The organism is Anaerotignum propionicum (assembly GCF_024461735.1).
Lineage (GTDB): Bacteria > Bacillota > Clostridia > Lachnospirales > Anaerotignaceae > Chakrabartyella.
Genome location: NZ_JANGAD010000006.1, coordinates 38970 through 54152 on the forward strand (window position 1 = coordinate 38970; position 15183 = coordinate 54152).

Below are 15183 nucleotides of genomic sequence, written 5' to 3' on the forward strand. Positions count from 1 at the left end.
GGTGAGAAAATGAAAAAGGTATTAATCACCTCCAGATCCTTTGGGAAAAAAAGTCCCAAACCTTTTGAAGTTTTGGAGTGTGGAGGCATTACATATACGCTGATGGGGGAAGATTTCAATGAGGAAACATTCAAAGAAACAATTCCTCAGTATGACGGGCTGATTATCGGTGCCCACCCATTTAATCCGGAAGATATGGCCCGTTGCAGTCACTTGAAAATTATCGCAAAGCATGGTGCTGGGCTGGATAATATTCCTTTGGAGGATGCAAGAAGATTGGGTATTTGTGTTACCAATGTGCCGGCAATGAATGCAAATGCTGTGGCTGATTTGGCATTTGCTCATATTTTGAATATTTCTCGAGGCGTATCCATCACCAATGAAAGAATACATAACGGAGAATGGAAAACCTTTATCGGAAAAGATGTTTTTGAGAAAACCTTGGGCTTAGTGGGCTTTGGTGCCATTGCAAAAAACGTTGCCAGACGGGCAAAGGGCTTCTCCATGAGAATTTTAGTTTTTGACCCATTTGTAACGGTGATTCCTGAGGAGTTTCAGGATTTTGTTACGTTGGTAGATTTGGATACTGTTACGGAAAATAGCGATATAATTTCTATCCACGTGCCTCTTACTGAAAGTACGAAGTATCTATTTGATAAAGAACGAATCTTAAAAATGAAAAAAGATGCATATTTAATTAACACTGGTAGAGGTGGCATCATACATGAGCAAGATTTGTATGAATGCATGAAAAAAGGACATTTGGGAGGATGTGCTGTTGATGTAACAGAGCATGAACCCATTGAAAGAGACAGTCCCCTTTTGGAGTTGGAAAATTTTGTGGTAACAGCACATATTGGCATGTATTCCATTGAGGCAATCAGTGCCGTCAGCGTTGTTTGTGCTGAAAATGTGGCTAAGGTTCTAAATGGGGAAGAACCACGCTTTAAGATTGTATAAGAAGAGAGGTAGCATGATATGGATATCAATCAAAGGATTGAGCAATTAAAAATTGTACCTGTTGTAAAAATTGATGATGCGGCGGATGCTAAGCCATTAGCAGAGGCTCTGATTGCTGGGGGGCTGCCCATTGCAGAAGTAACCTTTCGCACAAAGGCCGCTTATGAAGCCATTAAAGCTATGGCGGAAATTCCTGAAATGCTTGTAGGTGCAGGCACTGTAATTAATGTGGCACAAGCAAAATTGGCGCTGGAGGCAGGAGCGAAATTTATTGTATCTCCAGGGCTAAGTTTGGAGGTTGTATCCTTTGCCAAAGAAAATGACATTCCTGTTTTTCCAGGCGTTTGTACACCCACTGAAGTAATGGCGGCAATTGCCTTGGATTTGCATGTGGTTAAGTTTTTCCCTGCAGAAGCTTACGGTGGATTGCCTACCATTCAGGCTTTGGCGGGTCCCTTTGGGGATATCCGTTTTATGCCCACAGGTGGAATTAGCGAGAAGAATATAAAGGAATACTTAGCAAACTCCAAAATAATTGCCTGTGGTGGCAGTTGGATGGTAAAAGACAATTTGATTCGAGAAAAGAAATTTGAAGAAATTCAAAACATCACCGCTTCTGCTGTGAAATTGGTGCAAGAATCTTAATAGAAATGGTCGGTAGCGGTGAAAAAACCGATGCCGACTGTTTTTGTATAAAACGAAAAATATAGGAGGGATGTTATGAAACATTTTGAAATCGCTGTTTACGGCCTTGGTATTATGGGCAGCAGTTTGGCTAAGAATCTAGTTGGAAAGGGATTCTCTACGGCTCTTTTTGGTAAAAGCTTGGAAGAAAAAGAACGGTTTCAAACAAAAGGCGATTTTGCTATTTTCCCTTCAGAAGAAGAAATGGTCAATGCACTAAAACGTCCAAGAGTTATTTTTATGATGGTGACCGCTGGGAAAGCTGTGGATGAGGTAATACATACACTGGTTCCCCTTCTGGAGGAAGGGGATATCTTAATTGACGGGGGCAACTCCCATTTTAGAGATACCCAAAGGAGATACCACATGCTTTTGAAAAAAGGAATTGAGTTTTTAGGTGTAGGAGTTTCTGGTGGCGAAAGGGGGGCATTGAGGGGTCCTAGTATGATGGTGGGAGGAAGCAAAAAGGCTTGGGATTCTTGTGGGACCATTTTGCAAAAAATTGCAGCGAGGATTGGAGATGAGTATTGCTGCAATTACCTGGATAAAGAGGGTGCAGGGCACTATGTAAAAATGGTACATAACGGCATTGAGTATGCCATGATTCAACTTATAGCAGATTATTATTCTGTGATGAAAAAGGGACTTGGATTAAGTCATTCAGAAATTGCAGAGCTATTTGCCCACTGGAAAAATACCGAGTTGAATTCCTATTTAATAGAAATTACAGCAGCAGTCCTTGCTAAAAAAGATGAGGATGGTGAACCTCTTGTTGAAAAAATCTTAGATGTGGCACAGCAAAAAGGCACAGGTAGTTGGGCTTTGGAGGAGGCAATTGCCAAAGGGGTTTATACTCCCACCATTTGCGAGGCGGTTTTTACCAGAAATTTTTCACAAGATGTACAGTTGCGCAAAAAGGGAGCACAAGTGCTAAAAGCTACAATAAATGTCGTCCAATTGGAAGGGTATGAGGAAAAGCTAAGAAATGCTCTGTATCTGTCCATGATTATAAGCTATGCCCAAGGCATAGCCTTGATAGAGAAAGCTTCTAGGGAGTATGGATGGGAAATAGATTTGCCTTTGGCAGTTTCCCTTTGGAGAGAGGGTTGCATCATTCGCAGTGAGCTTTTAAAAGATATTGTAAAGGCACTAAAAGAAAGTGGGAAAAATATTCTTTTGTCTCAAAGCTTTGGGGATTTAGAGAAAGGAGAGAAGGCTTTACGCAAAATTTCTGCCAAGGCCATAGAAGCAGGTATTGCTGTACCAACATTGCTATCGGTGATTTCATATTATGATAGCTGTCGTACAGAAAAAATGAATGTGAATATTGTGCAAGGGCTGAGGGATTGCTTTGGTGCCCATACCTATGAAAGAACGGATAAAGAAGGTATTTTTCACACTGCTTGGATGGAAGGGGAGGAATAATGAAACCATCCATTCCCCGTTAGACGATGATACAAAAAAATTGTTAGATATATATGCCTTTGAGAAAATGAGAAGTAAGGCAGTAATTGTGAATACAGCTCGGGCGGAATTATGAATGAGGATGCATTATTTCATACATTAAAAGATGGTGAAATAGGTGCGGCAGGTTTAGATGCACTGTCCAGGAACCATCCTATGACAGCTTATTGCTGGAGCTTCCAAACTGTACAATCACGCCCCACCCAGGTGCAGCGACCTATGAAGCCAGCTGTAGAATGGGGCTTATGGTAGCGCAAAACATTCTTGATATTGTTCAAAAGGGAAGTTGCACCTATACAGTGAATCAATAATCAGTTAAAATTAACATAAAAACTTGTAAGGGGATGGTCAAAGGCATGGAAGCAATTTTAACAGTGCTGAATAAATTAATGATTATATTTTTTCTGCTCTTAATTGGATATTTCTGCCGTAAGAAAAAAATCATGAGGGATAGCTTTGTAGAAGATTTCGCGGGATTTTTAACTCGCATTATTATTCCTTGCTTTGTGATTTCTTCTTTACAGATTGACTATACCCCTGAGTTGTTTCGAGGCGGTGCCACGGTTTTTTTTGTTTGTGTGATTATGCATTTTTGGGGAATGCTTGTAGGGTGGCTATCTTGTCGTGTTCTAAGGGTGCCTGAGAAAGCCAAAGGTATTTGGATTTTCAGCTGCATGTTTGCCAATATCGGTTTTATGGGAGTGCCGGTTATTGCTATGATTTTTGGAGGTAATAGTGTATTTTACTGCGCCTTTGCCAGTTTTGCTTTTAACACAACGGCCTATACTTTAGGTGTGATTGTTTTGCAAAAGTGTGGTGACAATCCAAAGGGAAGTAAGGTGGATATGAAAAAAATGTTGCTGGCTCCTGTAAATGTGGCAACCTTGTTAGGGCTTTTGTTATTTTTGGGAAATATTCGACTACCGGCGCCCATAAAAGATACTGTTAGCATGGTGGGAGGAATGCTTTCGCCCTTGGCTATGATTTATATTGGTGCCATTCTTGGGAAGTTTGATTTTAAGGAAACAATTATGGAAAAATGGGCTTATCCGGTCTCCTTTTTTCGTTTAATTTTTATGCCCCTGTCTTCTTACATAATATTAAAACCCTTTATACATGATCAATTAGTATTAGGAGTAATCGTAGTGGGGTTATCAACCCCTATAGGGGCATTTTGTGCCATTTTGGCTGCGGAATTTGGCGCGGATGAAGCTTTGGCAAGTAAGTATATTTTTGTAACGACCATTCTGTGTATTTTTACAATGCCAATCTTTTTCATGCTTTTTCTTTGATTTTATCATAAACAATTAAGCTCAAAATAAAGAAAAGAAATTATTTAAAATCGTATACCATAATTCGTTCACCCTTGGCATCATATTCCCCGTTGAAATCAAAACCAAGTACCTTATAAAGATGAATGCTTAACTGATTTTTATCGAACACACTTAAATAAATCCTGTTACAAGCATATTCCTCATGCATTTTTTTCAATAGAAGGAAAACCGCGGCTTTTCCATAACCCTTTCCTTGATAGGTTTTATCTATGAGCACACGGTCTAGCCATGCTTCTCCATTGGGGAGGGGGGTCTGAAAATAACCATACATGGCAAAGCCTATTAGAATATCATCATTATATATACCTACAGTGTTCCATTCAGTTGTTTCGTCTGCCTCCTTTAAACATTCTGCTACACTTTCAATGAAGTGCATCCGCTCCGGAAATACGCTGAGAGACTCTGCTTGCTGTCGGTTCTCCATAGTAACTGCACGAAAATGTAGATGCATAAATTCACTCCTCCTTGGGTTTAATTATTTGGAATAACTATTCTCTTATAGTTTGCAAGCGAAGAAAGATATATTAAATTATTGTAATATTACCTATCTAGGTGTTCAATGATAATTTTCATCAACTTGAATAAAAGTAAGCTAAAATGTGATGATGAAAAAGAGAAATATGGAATATATGTTTATGGAGAATCATATGAATTTATTAGTTTAGTTCGGTGGTTTGATAGAAGATTTCTCATAAAAATACTATGTATCAAAAAAACTCATAAAATAGCATTGCATGAAAATCTTTATTTTTGTAACATTACACGGATCGAGTAAGATATATTTCATTGCTTAAAAAACCGAATATAATATTTTTGATTTACATGTATTTTTCACAGTACATTGTTGGAATTATTGTTTATAAATACTATTGCATTCTATTTTTTAATAATCTATAATGAACCCATCAAATAAATATGAACCGTATGATAACAGTCTGAGACATTCCTTTAGGAAGACCGACGCGGAAAGTCAAAACCATTTAACGGGTGGTTTGGCGAAACTGACAGGTAAAGAAAAGGCTGTTTGACGGCACCCTGGAAAGACCATCTTAGATGGAGCCAATGAGGCGATAACCAACTGGCAAAAAGACAGAGGAAATTTACGTTAGTAAATTTTCTCTGTCTTTTTTTATACGATTAATATACAAAATCTTGATTTTTTTACAATAATTGTAGTGAGTTGGAAGGGTATTTACAGTAATTACCAAGAGCGCAATAATAAATTCTCAATACTTTTTTAATAAAGATTAGCTGCAGCTGATACTTTTGATATATATGAACTAAGTTGAATAAGTTAGTTTTATTAATATGAAATCAAAAGGAGGGAAAGCTATGAATCAAAAAAGCACAGAGGCATTAAAGAAATCAAAAATGTCAACCATAGGGGTGATTGCATTAATTTATTCTTTCATTGCCGCCGGTGCGTTTGGTATTGAAGAGGCGATTTCTGCCAGTGGTCCTGGGGTAACCCTTGCAATGCTAATTATTTTCCCGTTTGTTTGGTCTTTTCCCTTATGCGAGATGGTTGGTGAGTTAGGATCAATTTATCCCACTGAGGGTGGAATCTATTCATGGGGCAGGGAAGCCTTTGGAGAATTTTGGGGGTGGCAGGTTGGTTTATGGTCGGCTTTAACCACATGGCTTTGTCAAGCACAATATTGTGCTTTGGTTGCAGGCTATGCTGCAAAGATTATTCACCTGACACCGGCAACAGAATACATAGTGAAAATTTTAGTGGTTATTTTGTTTTCTATTATAAATATCATTGGCTTGGACTGGTTGGAAAAACTGGAGACCGTATTCATTGGGCTAATTTTGGTTGCTTTTGCAACGGTGGCAGTTGTGGGTTTTATGAACTGGAATCACAACCCGGTGGAACCTTTTTTTAATCATGATGTGGGCTTGTTTCATTCAGTTGGCGATGGTATTGCCATAATTATATGGATGTTTTGTGGGTATGAATGTATGTCAAACATGGCTGAAGAGGTGGATAACCCTCAGGTTATTCCAAAAGCCATGCGTTTATCCCAGCCGATGATTGCGCTGACCTATATTTTACCTACATTGGCAGCCTTAGCTGCAATTGGTTCATGGTCCGCTTGGTCAACGGAATCGGGTGGTGGCAATGTGGGCTATGCTGATGTATTGATACAATACGTCGGTTCTTGGGCTGGTGTTCTATTTGTTATTGTTGCAATTATCTCCAATTGCTCCATTTTCTGCTCTTACATTGCCCATGGTTCAAGAGCATTCTTTGTGATGTCAGATGACCATATGTTTCCGAAAATCATGAAGAAGGTGGATAAAAGGGGCGTCCCAACAGTTTCCATCATTCTTCTGGCGATTTTTACAATCATCACGTGTCGTTTTGACTTTACAACCCTAGTTATGGCGACAACACCCATTCAGCTATATATTTATTTGATGCTTATTGCTTGCGTAGTGAAAATTCGAAAGAGGTATCCCCTGGAAATGAGAAGAAAAATGGGTCTTACCTTTATGCCCGGTGGCTCTGTTGGGTTGGTGGCTCTCTCTGGTTCTGTTTTGGCCATTTGTATTTTTGCCATTTATGCCAGCGGTATTGACTATTTTATTACAGGCTTTGGAGTTTTGTTTTTAGGGCTGCTTGCTTATCCTCTTTGTAAATGGATTTACAAAGGGAGATATTTGGACGACGGGGAGACTTACCCGTTAAACCCAAAAACAAGGCTTGGATTTGGTGATTTAATTGATATTGGAGTTTATACTGTTTTGTCTGGTGTAATTTCCTTAGCGGGTTCTATATTTCTGCAACTGTATGAAGGAAGTTATGGTACAGACTACTATTTGGAGAAATATGGAGAAGGATTATTCAGTAACTTTAATGGGATGGTTGCTATGTGCAAGTGGCTTGGGTTTATTCTGATTATACTGGGGTGCATTGTTTGGGTTTTTGGAAAGAAAACAGAGGGCCCAAAGTTAAAAGAGCTTCAGGATTGTAGAAACAAGAAATTAGATGAAAGAATCATAGCCTTGCACGGGGTAGCTCCAGGCATGGAGTTAGAGTAATTATTAAAATGTAATCAGCCGATCAATCATTCGGTTTTGATAAATTACTGTTTATTATAAGGAGGATTTTATATGAAGAAAGTAATGGTATGCGGTTGTGGGGTACAGGGTTCCACAATTTGTCGTAAGCTGGATCAGGAGCCAAATATTGAAGAAATTGTATGTGCAGACTATAGCATGGCAGCAGCGGAGGCAGTTTGCAAACTTATGACAAAAGGCACACCTAAGCAGGTTGATGCATCCAATGTGGATGAAATTGTGGCAGCGGCAGAGGGATGCGAATTGATTGTTAATGTTATGCCTTTGGATTTTGGGGTGACTGTGCTTGAAGCGGCAATTCGTGTAAAAGCAAACTATCAGGATCTGGCCGCTTGCGAAAATATCGCAGATTGCGAGGATCCCAGAGATAACTGGCTGGAAGGTATCAAATTAATGTATAGCGAATATGGGAAACGGTTTGCCGAAAATGGTACCACAGCAATTATAGGTACAGGTTCAGCACCTGGTGTTATGTGTGTTATGGCCAGAAAAGCAGTCAATGAGTTGGACGAATGCGACACAATTAATATGATGGTATATGAAGGCGTTGAATCTAAGAGATTCATCCCTTATTGGTGGTCCCCTCTTGTGGCGCTTTGTGATATGGAAGAGGATGCATACGCCTTTGAAAACTGCATGCAAATCAGAACAACACCTTTCAGCAGACCTGTAAAAAGAAGATGGGCTGAGATGGGAAATAGGGAAGTAACCTTAGTGGAACATGCCCATGATGAACCCGTTTACGTTGGTTTTAATAGAGAGAAATATTTTAAAAACTGTAAAAATGCATTCTTTAAATATGGCGGTATTGGAATTCAGTTTGCAGAACCCATTTACAAAGCAGGTCTATTATCTCGTGAAGAGGAAGAAATAAACGGAAACAAAGTTGTCCCCTTTGATTTGATACTTGCCCATGTTCCGCCCGCCCCTAAAGATCCTGAGGTAATCAAAGAAATCATTGAGGAAGGCTTGATTGCCGATGAGGGTGCTTTCGTGTGTGAAGCGTACGGACAAAAGAATGGCAAGAATGTAATGGTAGATTTGCATGTTTTTGCTCCCGGTTTGGTTGAGGCATACGAAAAAGCAAAAATGTCCGGTGAAATGTATCTCACAGGACAGGGTGCTTTCCTGTTTACAAAGCTGTTTGTGAATGAAAAGATTACCCAGAAAGGATTAATTTCTTCCGACATGTTGGATGATGCACAGGTTGAGCAGTATCTTTCTTGGGCGAGAGAATTGGAAATTACCTATACCATTGATATAAAAGAAGGGGTTATCTGCGAAGATTGATGATGAAATCTATAAAAATAGAGGATTATAAAAAAGGAGAACGCATATGACAATTCAAGAGAAGATTGAAAGAGCAAGAAAAGCTTTCGCACAAATCAGTGATTATACCCAGGAGCAAGTAGATCAATTGGTTTATGAAAGTGCAAAAATTATTTATAAAAATGCAGTGCCCTTGGCAAAGCTGGCAGTAGAGGAGACGGGATTAGGTAAATTTGAAGATAAAATAGGAAAAAATACAGATACAGCGGCAGTATTTTGGGATTACTTAAAAGACAAAAAGTCTGTTGGCATTATCAATGAGATTCCTGAAATGGGAATCATTGAGGTGGCTCATCCTGTGGGTGTTATTGGAGCAATTACCCCTGCAACAAATCCCACGGTAACACCCCTGGGTAATTTCATGCATGCATTAAAAGGAAAAAATGCCCTTATTATTTCACCGGCTCCCCGTGCAGAGAAAACAACAACAAACACAGTAGAATTGATTCGTGAAGCGCTGGAGAAAAATGGCGCGCCCAAAGATCTAATTCAGGTGGTTGACGAAATTACAATTGAGAAATCCAGAGAATTAATGGAGTTGTGTGATTTGGTAGTGGCAACCGGCGGACCAGGGCTGACAAAGGCAGCATATTCCAGCGGAACACCTGCTTATGGTGTAGGCCCCGGCAACCCTCCTGTAATTTTAGATAGAGGTTATGATTTGGAAACTGCAGCCAAGCTAACCTTAATAGCTGTTGGAAGTGACAATGGTATTCTTTGTGATGGCGATAATTTACTGCTTTATCCTCAAGAAACGGAAAGTAATTTTTTCCATGCTTTAAAAGAAGAAGGCATCATCCTTTATGATAGAAAGGATGATGTAGATAAATTTCGAGAAGTGTTGTTTACAGATGGTAAGGTGAATTCCAATTTGGTAGGTAAGGACGCAAAAGTAATTGCAAAAGAAGCCGGCTTTTCTATTCCAAATACAACAAAAGTGATTGCTGTTAAAATTGATGGGATAGGAAAAGAGGATGTTTTAAATAAAGAAATCATGGGTCCTATTGTGGTTTTAAAAAGTTATGATACCTTTGAAGAGGCTGTGGATATGGCTGTCACAAATATGAAGGAATCCGGTGGCATAGGGCATACAGCAGGTCTGTTCAGCCATAACCAAGATCATATTAGATATGCAGGTGAAAAATTGCCTGTGGCACGGTTGTTAATCAATCAGCCAACGCCGGATGCATGGGGGCCTGCTACCAATGGTTTATCTCCAGCAGTTTCCGAAGGTTGTGGTACATGGGGAAACAATATTTTAGCTGGAAATGTGGATTATATCCATTTAATTAATGTATCAAAAATCGCAATGCCTCTCGACGTAAAGGTTCCTGATGCTGATCATATTTTCATAAAATAATAATTTAGGTTTCATTTTTCACACCCCATATGCGACGGTTGTATTTTTGGGTATTTCATTGAAATACTTTGAAAATCAGCCGTCGTCTTACATTTCATTGAAATAAAATTGTATGAACAAGTTGAGAAACAGAACATTGATTTGATTGGTATATGATGCAGTTATTACTAAAGATTCTGTAATTATTTTTGTCAATTGAACAATCTTTGTTTGTTAATGGAAGTGGATATAAAATGGAGCAATTATTTGAATATATGATACAGCAAGTATCGTATAATCATGTGTAATTGTTCATAAAGGAGGTGAAAGGATATTTTTACCTACCTTTGAACTTGGGTGATGGAGAAACAATAATACTTGTTATGTGTGTTGGCATACCTATTTATTGTTTGAGCATTTAGAGAATAAATTGTAAATTTGATTGAATAACAAAATGTGAGGAAAAAGTTTAATATGTTTTAAGAAAATTTTCAGAATGTATTAAATAATATCGTTTAGAATGAGTAAATAGTTAAAATATTATAATTGAAATTTTATTTTCAAATATTTATGAAAGACAGCTGATTGAGGGTATTATTCGTTAAGAAAAGATGGTATTATAAATAAAGTTATTTTAAACAATATTTAACTAGAATATAGAGTTACATAAAAATATGAGAAAGCAAATCGATGAGAGTAAATCCTACTTTGCCTAAAAAATACTAACAAGAAAACAGTTTGATTCAGGTGGATTATATTCTTGGTGATGTTGAAATACATGTTCGCAATAAAAGAATAACGGAAAGACGTTAATCAGGGTCGACAGTTAGATATAATAGTATGATTTAAGATTCAATAAACAATTGTTTGGGCGATGTTAAATAAGTTTACATTGCCCATTTTACCTGTGAGGTGTTTTATGTCGGTTTTATGGATATTCCCAAATCCATTTTTACACTTAAATATAAAAAGCTATTATTTTTCTATTCAAGTAGAAAAAACAAAAAAGGAATACTTTAAACCGAAATTGTGGAAGTTTCAACTGAATTTACTAGCTGAAAGATTTCTAAATGATTACGGAGATTTGTTATCACGTGCTACACATACTTATTTGAAAAATATGTGTGACTCCAAAGGTAATCTACAAAAAAGGAAAATCAGTTCTTAAATCTAAGCCCTGCTTTGACGCTGCATCTTACGAGAAGCATGGCTTTTTGACGTGGCTATCCATAAAAATAAAAATCAACCTTTAAAGAAATTCTCATTAGTTGAATGCATGTTTATGGAAGGTTCATTTAAAATGATCAGCCAATTTTTTAGCTCATAAAACTTAATCTTAAGTTTTAGATATAAAATGAAGAAAGGAAAAAATACATGAAGAATGAAAGGGAAAACAGCATTGAATTTATTCCGGTGGAGGCGGAAGACTTGCCAGAGTTTCGCATGCTATTGCAAGAATCTTTTGCAATAGCTGTAATTGAAAGCTTTGGCCATAAAAGCGAAGGACCCATTCCCCCTGATGAGGTTATTCAAGAATCTTTCAACGCCAATGACGCAGAAACATATCATATTCTTTGTAATGGCAAAAAGGTGGGGGGTGTGGTGCTGCGAATTAATAACGAAACCCATCATAATAAAATGGATTGGTTCTTCTTATCTCCGGAGCATAGTGGTAGTGGCATCGGTTTTGCTACATGGAAAGCCATAGAAGCCAAATATCCAACCACACAGGTATGGGAGCTTGTAACGCCATACTTTGAAAAACGTAATATCCATTTTTATGTGAACAAATGCGGCTTCCGCATTGTAGAATTTTTTAATACATATCATTCTGATTCACATGGACATCAACGTGGTGGTGAAAAAGATGAACAAATGCCACACAGAAAAGAGTTTTTTAGATTTGAGAAGGTTATGAATGCCGAATAAAAACAGGGAGCTTGTGTCTTTTGTGGTACAACAATGTTCCAGTAGAGATTGATTTCAATAGGGCTTCATATATTGTTTCTTTAATATGAAGAGATGTTGCATTTAACATTACATTCTAAAAGCCTAAAAAAGCAAACAGTAACATAGGATGAATAAATAAATCAGTAATCTTGGATACCGTGACTGACGGCCCATGATTATTAGAAAGAGACGAATTATGAGTAAAAGAAAAATAATAGGAAATTTTTTGTTTTTGGGTTTCCTTTTTATTGGAATGGTATACTATGTTTTTCATGGCAAAGACATGGAGAGGATTTTGGAACAAATTAGCAATGCTGACATGTTTTACTGGATATGTGCCGTTTTTTGCGTTATTATGTTTATTGGATCTGAATCAGTCATTATATATTACCTTATGAGAAATATTCGGCAAAAGATTAAGCTTGCCCATTGCTTTCTTTATTCATTTATAGGCTTCTTCTTTAGTTGCATAACACCTTCTGCCAGTGGAGGACAACCTGCCCAAGTTTATTTTATGAGAAAAGATGACATTCCTGTAGAAATATCTGCATTAGTACTCATGATTGTAACGATCACGTATAAATTGGTTTTAATTGCTTTAGGTGTGGGTGTTTTAATCGTCAGACCACAGCAAATTCTGGAAAGCATTGCCCCGGTCAAAGGAATTTTTTATCTTGGGTTGATTCTTAATATTGTGGTCGTTGGGTTTATGATTTTTATGATTTTTGATACAACCTTGGCAAAGCACATATTAAATAATGGAATAGGGCTCCTTAGTAGGTTCGGGGTAATTAAACAAACAGAAAAATTAACAGTCAAAGTGGAGACTGCAATTGAAAAGTATAAAGATGCCGCTTCTTATTTCAAAAAACATAAAATTGTTGTATGGAATGTATTCCTGATGTCAATTTTACAACGATTGTTTTTATTTTATGTTACTTATTTAGTGTATAAATCTTTTGGTTTGCATGGAACAGGCTTTATAACAATTATTTTTTTACAAGGTGTAATATCGGTTGCGGTAGATATGTTGCCGTTTCCGGGAGGCGTGGGAATCAGTGAAAAGCTATTTCTATTGATTTTCACACCAATCTTTGGACATATTACGTTACCAGCTATGGTGGTAAGTAGAGGACTTAGTTATTATACTGAATTATTGCTAAGTGCTTTATTAACTGCTATTGCTTATTTTAGAATGGTTTTAAACAGAAGGGAAGATATAAGATGATTGGTTTTTATGATTATACAGTCATAGCTACTTATATTGGTTTAGCAAGCACTGTTTTTGGTATGACACAAGTGATTGATGGCAGATTTCGAACAGCAATCTTTTGTCTGGCGTTATCAGGTTTTTGTGACATGTTTGATGGGAAAATTGCCCGGACGAAAAAAAATCGTACGGATGATGAAAAAATGTTCGGAATACAAATTGATTCTTTAAGTGATGTTGTTTGTTTTGGGATATTTCCAGCAATGATTGGTTATGTGCTGGGGGTAAAAGGTATTTTTGGCGGACTTATTATTACATTTTATTGTGTTGCGGCTGTAATTCGATTGGGCTTCTTCAATGTATTGGAGACCGGAAGACAGCAGGTAGAAGGGGGCGGAAATAAATATTATCATGGGCTGCCTGTTACTTCAATTGCAGTTATTTTGCCACTGGTCTTTCTTTTAAACTTTTTATTACCTACAGGGATGATAGAGTATGTACTTATGGGAACCCTTCTTTTAGTGGGAATACTGTTTATTGTGGATTTTAAATTCAAGAAGCCGACGAACAAACAGCTCTCTGTTTTGGTTCTGATTGTTGCATGCGCAGTTATTACAAATATGTTCTTTTCCGAGTATCACATTAAGCATACCATAGAACGTGAAAAGCCTTTGATTCAGACGCTTGAGGACAATAAATAAGTGGGGAGGGGTTAGATGAAATACGCTGACCGAAAGGGGAACATCGTTGAAAAGAATGGAGGACAGGATGGTATACTCTCATTTCTATATGGAAATAGACTAGGAATGCTCTTGCTCCATGAGATTGTAAAACCAAAATACTCAATTTTAATGGGCCGTTTCCTAAACCTCAGGATTTCAAGATTATTGATTCCACCATTTATTGTTTTAAACAAGATTGATATGACAGAATATAAAAGGTGTAAATATGAATCCTACAATGATTTTTTTACCAGGGAAATTAAAAAAGAGAACCGAAAAGTAGACTTTTTACCTAAGCATTTCATTGCGCCAAGTGACGGAAAATTAAGCGTTTATGACATCAATGACGCTAGTCGCTTCAAAATCAAAAACACATCTTATACAATGAAAAGCTTATTAAGAAGTACTAAATTGGCCGATAAATATCAAGGTGGTACTTTATTGGTTTTTCGATTAACTGTAGATGATTATCATAGATATTGCTATATAGATGATGGATATAAGTCGAAGAATTATCGTATACCCGGTGTATTACACACAGTAAATCCCGTTGCAAATGATAAATTGAAGATTTATAAAGAAAATACCAGAGAGTTTACAATACTAAAAAGTAAAAACTTTGGGAATCTACTCATTATGGAAGTTGGCGCATTGTTCGTAGGAAAAATTGTGAATTATCATAACGAGAGTACAGTTATACGTGGTAAAGAAAAAGGCAAATTTGAATTTGGAGGCTCAACAATTATTGTTTGTGCAGAAAAAGGCGCAATAGAAATTGATCAAGATATTTTAAAAAATTCAAGCTTAGGTATTGAAACAATGGTAAAGATGGGAGAAAAGATTGGAGTTGCGCAAACATCCAAAATGTAACTTGCATATTACTATGAAGCATTTCATTAGATAGGTTAAGTCATGGTCAACAGGACCGTTAGGCTTAGCCTATTTTTTTATTGCGGAAATCTGATAGTGGGAGGGGTCTTTATACTGATAGATCCCATTAACACAAATTTAACGGAGTATTAACTGGTTCTAGATAGTAGAAAAAATTTAACATTGTTATAATTCTGGTAAAGTTAAGCAATTAATTGCTGTTGTTTGTTTTAT

General features: G+C 37.2%; 14 protein-coding genes. 13 read left to right on the forward strand and 1 reads right to left on the reverse strand.

The annotated features are described in order from the left end of the window. Positions 1 to 9 precede the first annotated feature (9 nt). The 6 genes from NE558_RS09165 to NE558_RS09185 all read left to right on the forward strand — a co-directional run bounded on the left by NE558_RS09165 (position 10) and on the right by NE558_RS09185 (position 4400). Positions 10 to 960 carry a phosphoglycerate dehydrogenase gene (locus NE558_RS09165; protein WP_256149728.1) on the forward strand — a complete coding sequence of 317 codons (951 nt, stop codon included), beginning with the start codon at positions 10 to 12 and terminating at the stop codon, positions 958 to 960. A gap of 18 nt (positions 961 to 978) precedes the next feature. After that, positions 979 to 1605, forward strand: coding sequence for a bifunctional 4-hydroxy-2-oxoglutarate aldolase/2-dehydro-3-deoxy-phosphogluconate aldolase (gene eda, locus NE558_RS09170; RefSeq protein ID WP_256149730.1), 627 nt, complete (start codon positions 979 to 981; stop codon positions 1603 to 1605). A gap of 75 nt (positions 1606 to 1680) precedes the next feature. Next, entirely contained in the window at positions 1681 to 3069 is a 1389-nt protein-coding gene (gene gndA / locus NE558_RS09175) for an NADP-dependent phosphogluconate dehydrogenase (protein ID WP_256149731.1), read from the forward strand. Then, positions 3011 to 3184, forward strand: coding sequence for an NAD(P)-dependent oxidoreductase (locus NE558_RS14775; protein ID WP_420314592.1), 174 nt, complete (start codon positions 3011 to 3013; stop codon positions 3182 to 3184). The genes gndA and NE558_RS14775 overlap by 59 nt, the downstream gene beginning before the upstream one ends. Next, positions 3181 to 3360, forward strand: coding sequence for a hypothetical protein (locus NE558_RS09180; protein WP_256149732.1), 180 nt, complete (start codon positions 3181 to 3183; stop codon positions 3358 to 3360). Before NE558_RS14775 ends, NE558_RS09180 begins: the two co-directional genes overlap by 4 nt. 104 nt (positions 3361 to 3464) lie before the next feature. After that, a complete protein-coding gene (locus NE558_RS09185) occupies positions 3465 to 4400 on the forward strand; it encodes an AEC family transporter (protein WP_256149733.1) in 936 nt (311 codons plus the stop codon). Positions 4401 to 4440: 40 nt separating this feature from the next. On the opposite strand, the gene NE558_RS09190 is transcribed toward NE558_RS09185, so the two are convergent. After that, positions 4441 to 4893 (reverse strand): GNAT family N-acetyltransferase, encoded by a 453-nt coding sequence (locus tag NE558_RS09190; RefSeq protein WP_256149734.1) that lies wholly within the window; start codon positions 4891 to 4893, stop codon positions 4441 to 4443. Between the two features lie 881 nt (positions 4894 to 5774). On the opposite strand from NE558_RS09190, the gene NE558_RS09195 reads away from it, so the two are divergent. The 7 genes from NE558_RS09195 to NE558_RS09225 all read left to right on the forward strand — a co-directional run bounded on the left by NE558_RS09195 (position 5775) and on the right by NE558_RS09225 (position 14949). Next, positions 5775 to 7490 carry an APC family permease gene (locus tag NE558_RS09195; protein ID WP_256149735.1) on the forward strand — a complete coding sequence of 572 codons (1716 nt, stop codon included), beginning with the start codon at positions 5775 to 5777 and terminating at the stop codon, positions 7488 to 7490. A 72-nt stretch (positions 7491 to 7562) separates the two neighbouring features. Then, complete coding sequence (locus NE558_RS09200) at positions 7563 to 8819, forward strand: saccharopine dehydrogenase family protein (protein ID WP_256149736.1); 1257 nt, start codon at positions 7563 to 7565, stop codon at positions 8817 to 8819. A 46-nt stretch (positions 8820 to 8865) separates the two neighbouring features. Continuing rightward, a complete protein-coding gene (locus NE558_RS09205; RefSeq protein WP_256149738.1) occupies positions 8866 to 10218 on the forward strand; it encodes an aldehyde dehydrogenase family protein in 1353 nt (450 codons plus the stop codon). A gap of 1353 nt (positions 10219 to 11571) precedes the next feature. Then, positions 11572 to 12126, forward strand: a complete 555-nt coding sequence (locus NE558_RS09210; protein WP_256149740.1) for a GNAT family N-acetyltransferase — start codon at positions 11572 to 11574, stop codon at positions 12124 to 12126. Between the two features lie 217 nt (positions 12127 to 12343). Further along, positions 12344 to 13375 (forward strand): lysylphosphatidylglycerol synthase transmembrane domain-containing protein, encoded by a 1032-nt coding sequence (locus NE558_RS09215; protein ID WP_256149741.1) that lies wholly within the window; start codon positions 12344 to 12346, stop codon positions 13373 to 13375. Next, complete coding sequence (locus NE558_RS09220; RefSeq protein ID WP_256149742.1) at positions 13372 to 14058, forward strand: CDP-alcohol phosphatidyltransferase family protein; 687 nt, start codon at positions 13372 to 13374, stop codon at positions 14056 to 14058. Before NE558_RS09215 ends, NE558_RS09220 begins: the two co-directional genes overlap by 4 nt. A gap of 15 nt (positions 14059 to 14073) precedes the next feature. After that, positions 14074 to 14949: a phosphatidylserine decarboxylase gene (locus tag NE558_RS09225; protein ID WP_256149743.1), complete on the forward strand. Its 876-nt coding sequence runs from the start codon at positions 14074 to 14076 to the stop codon at positions 14947 to 14949. Positions 14950 to 15183 lie beyond the last annotated feature (234 nt).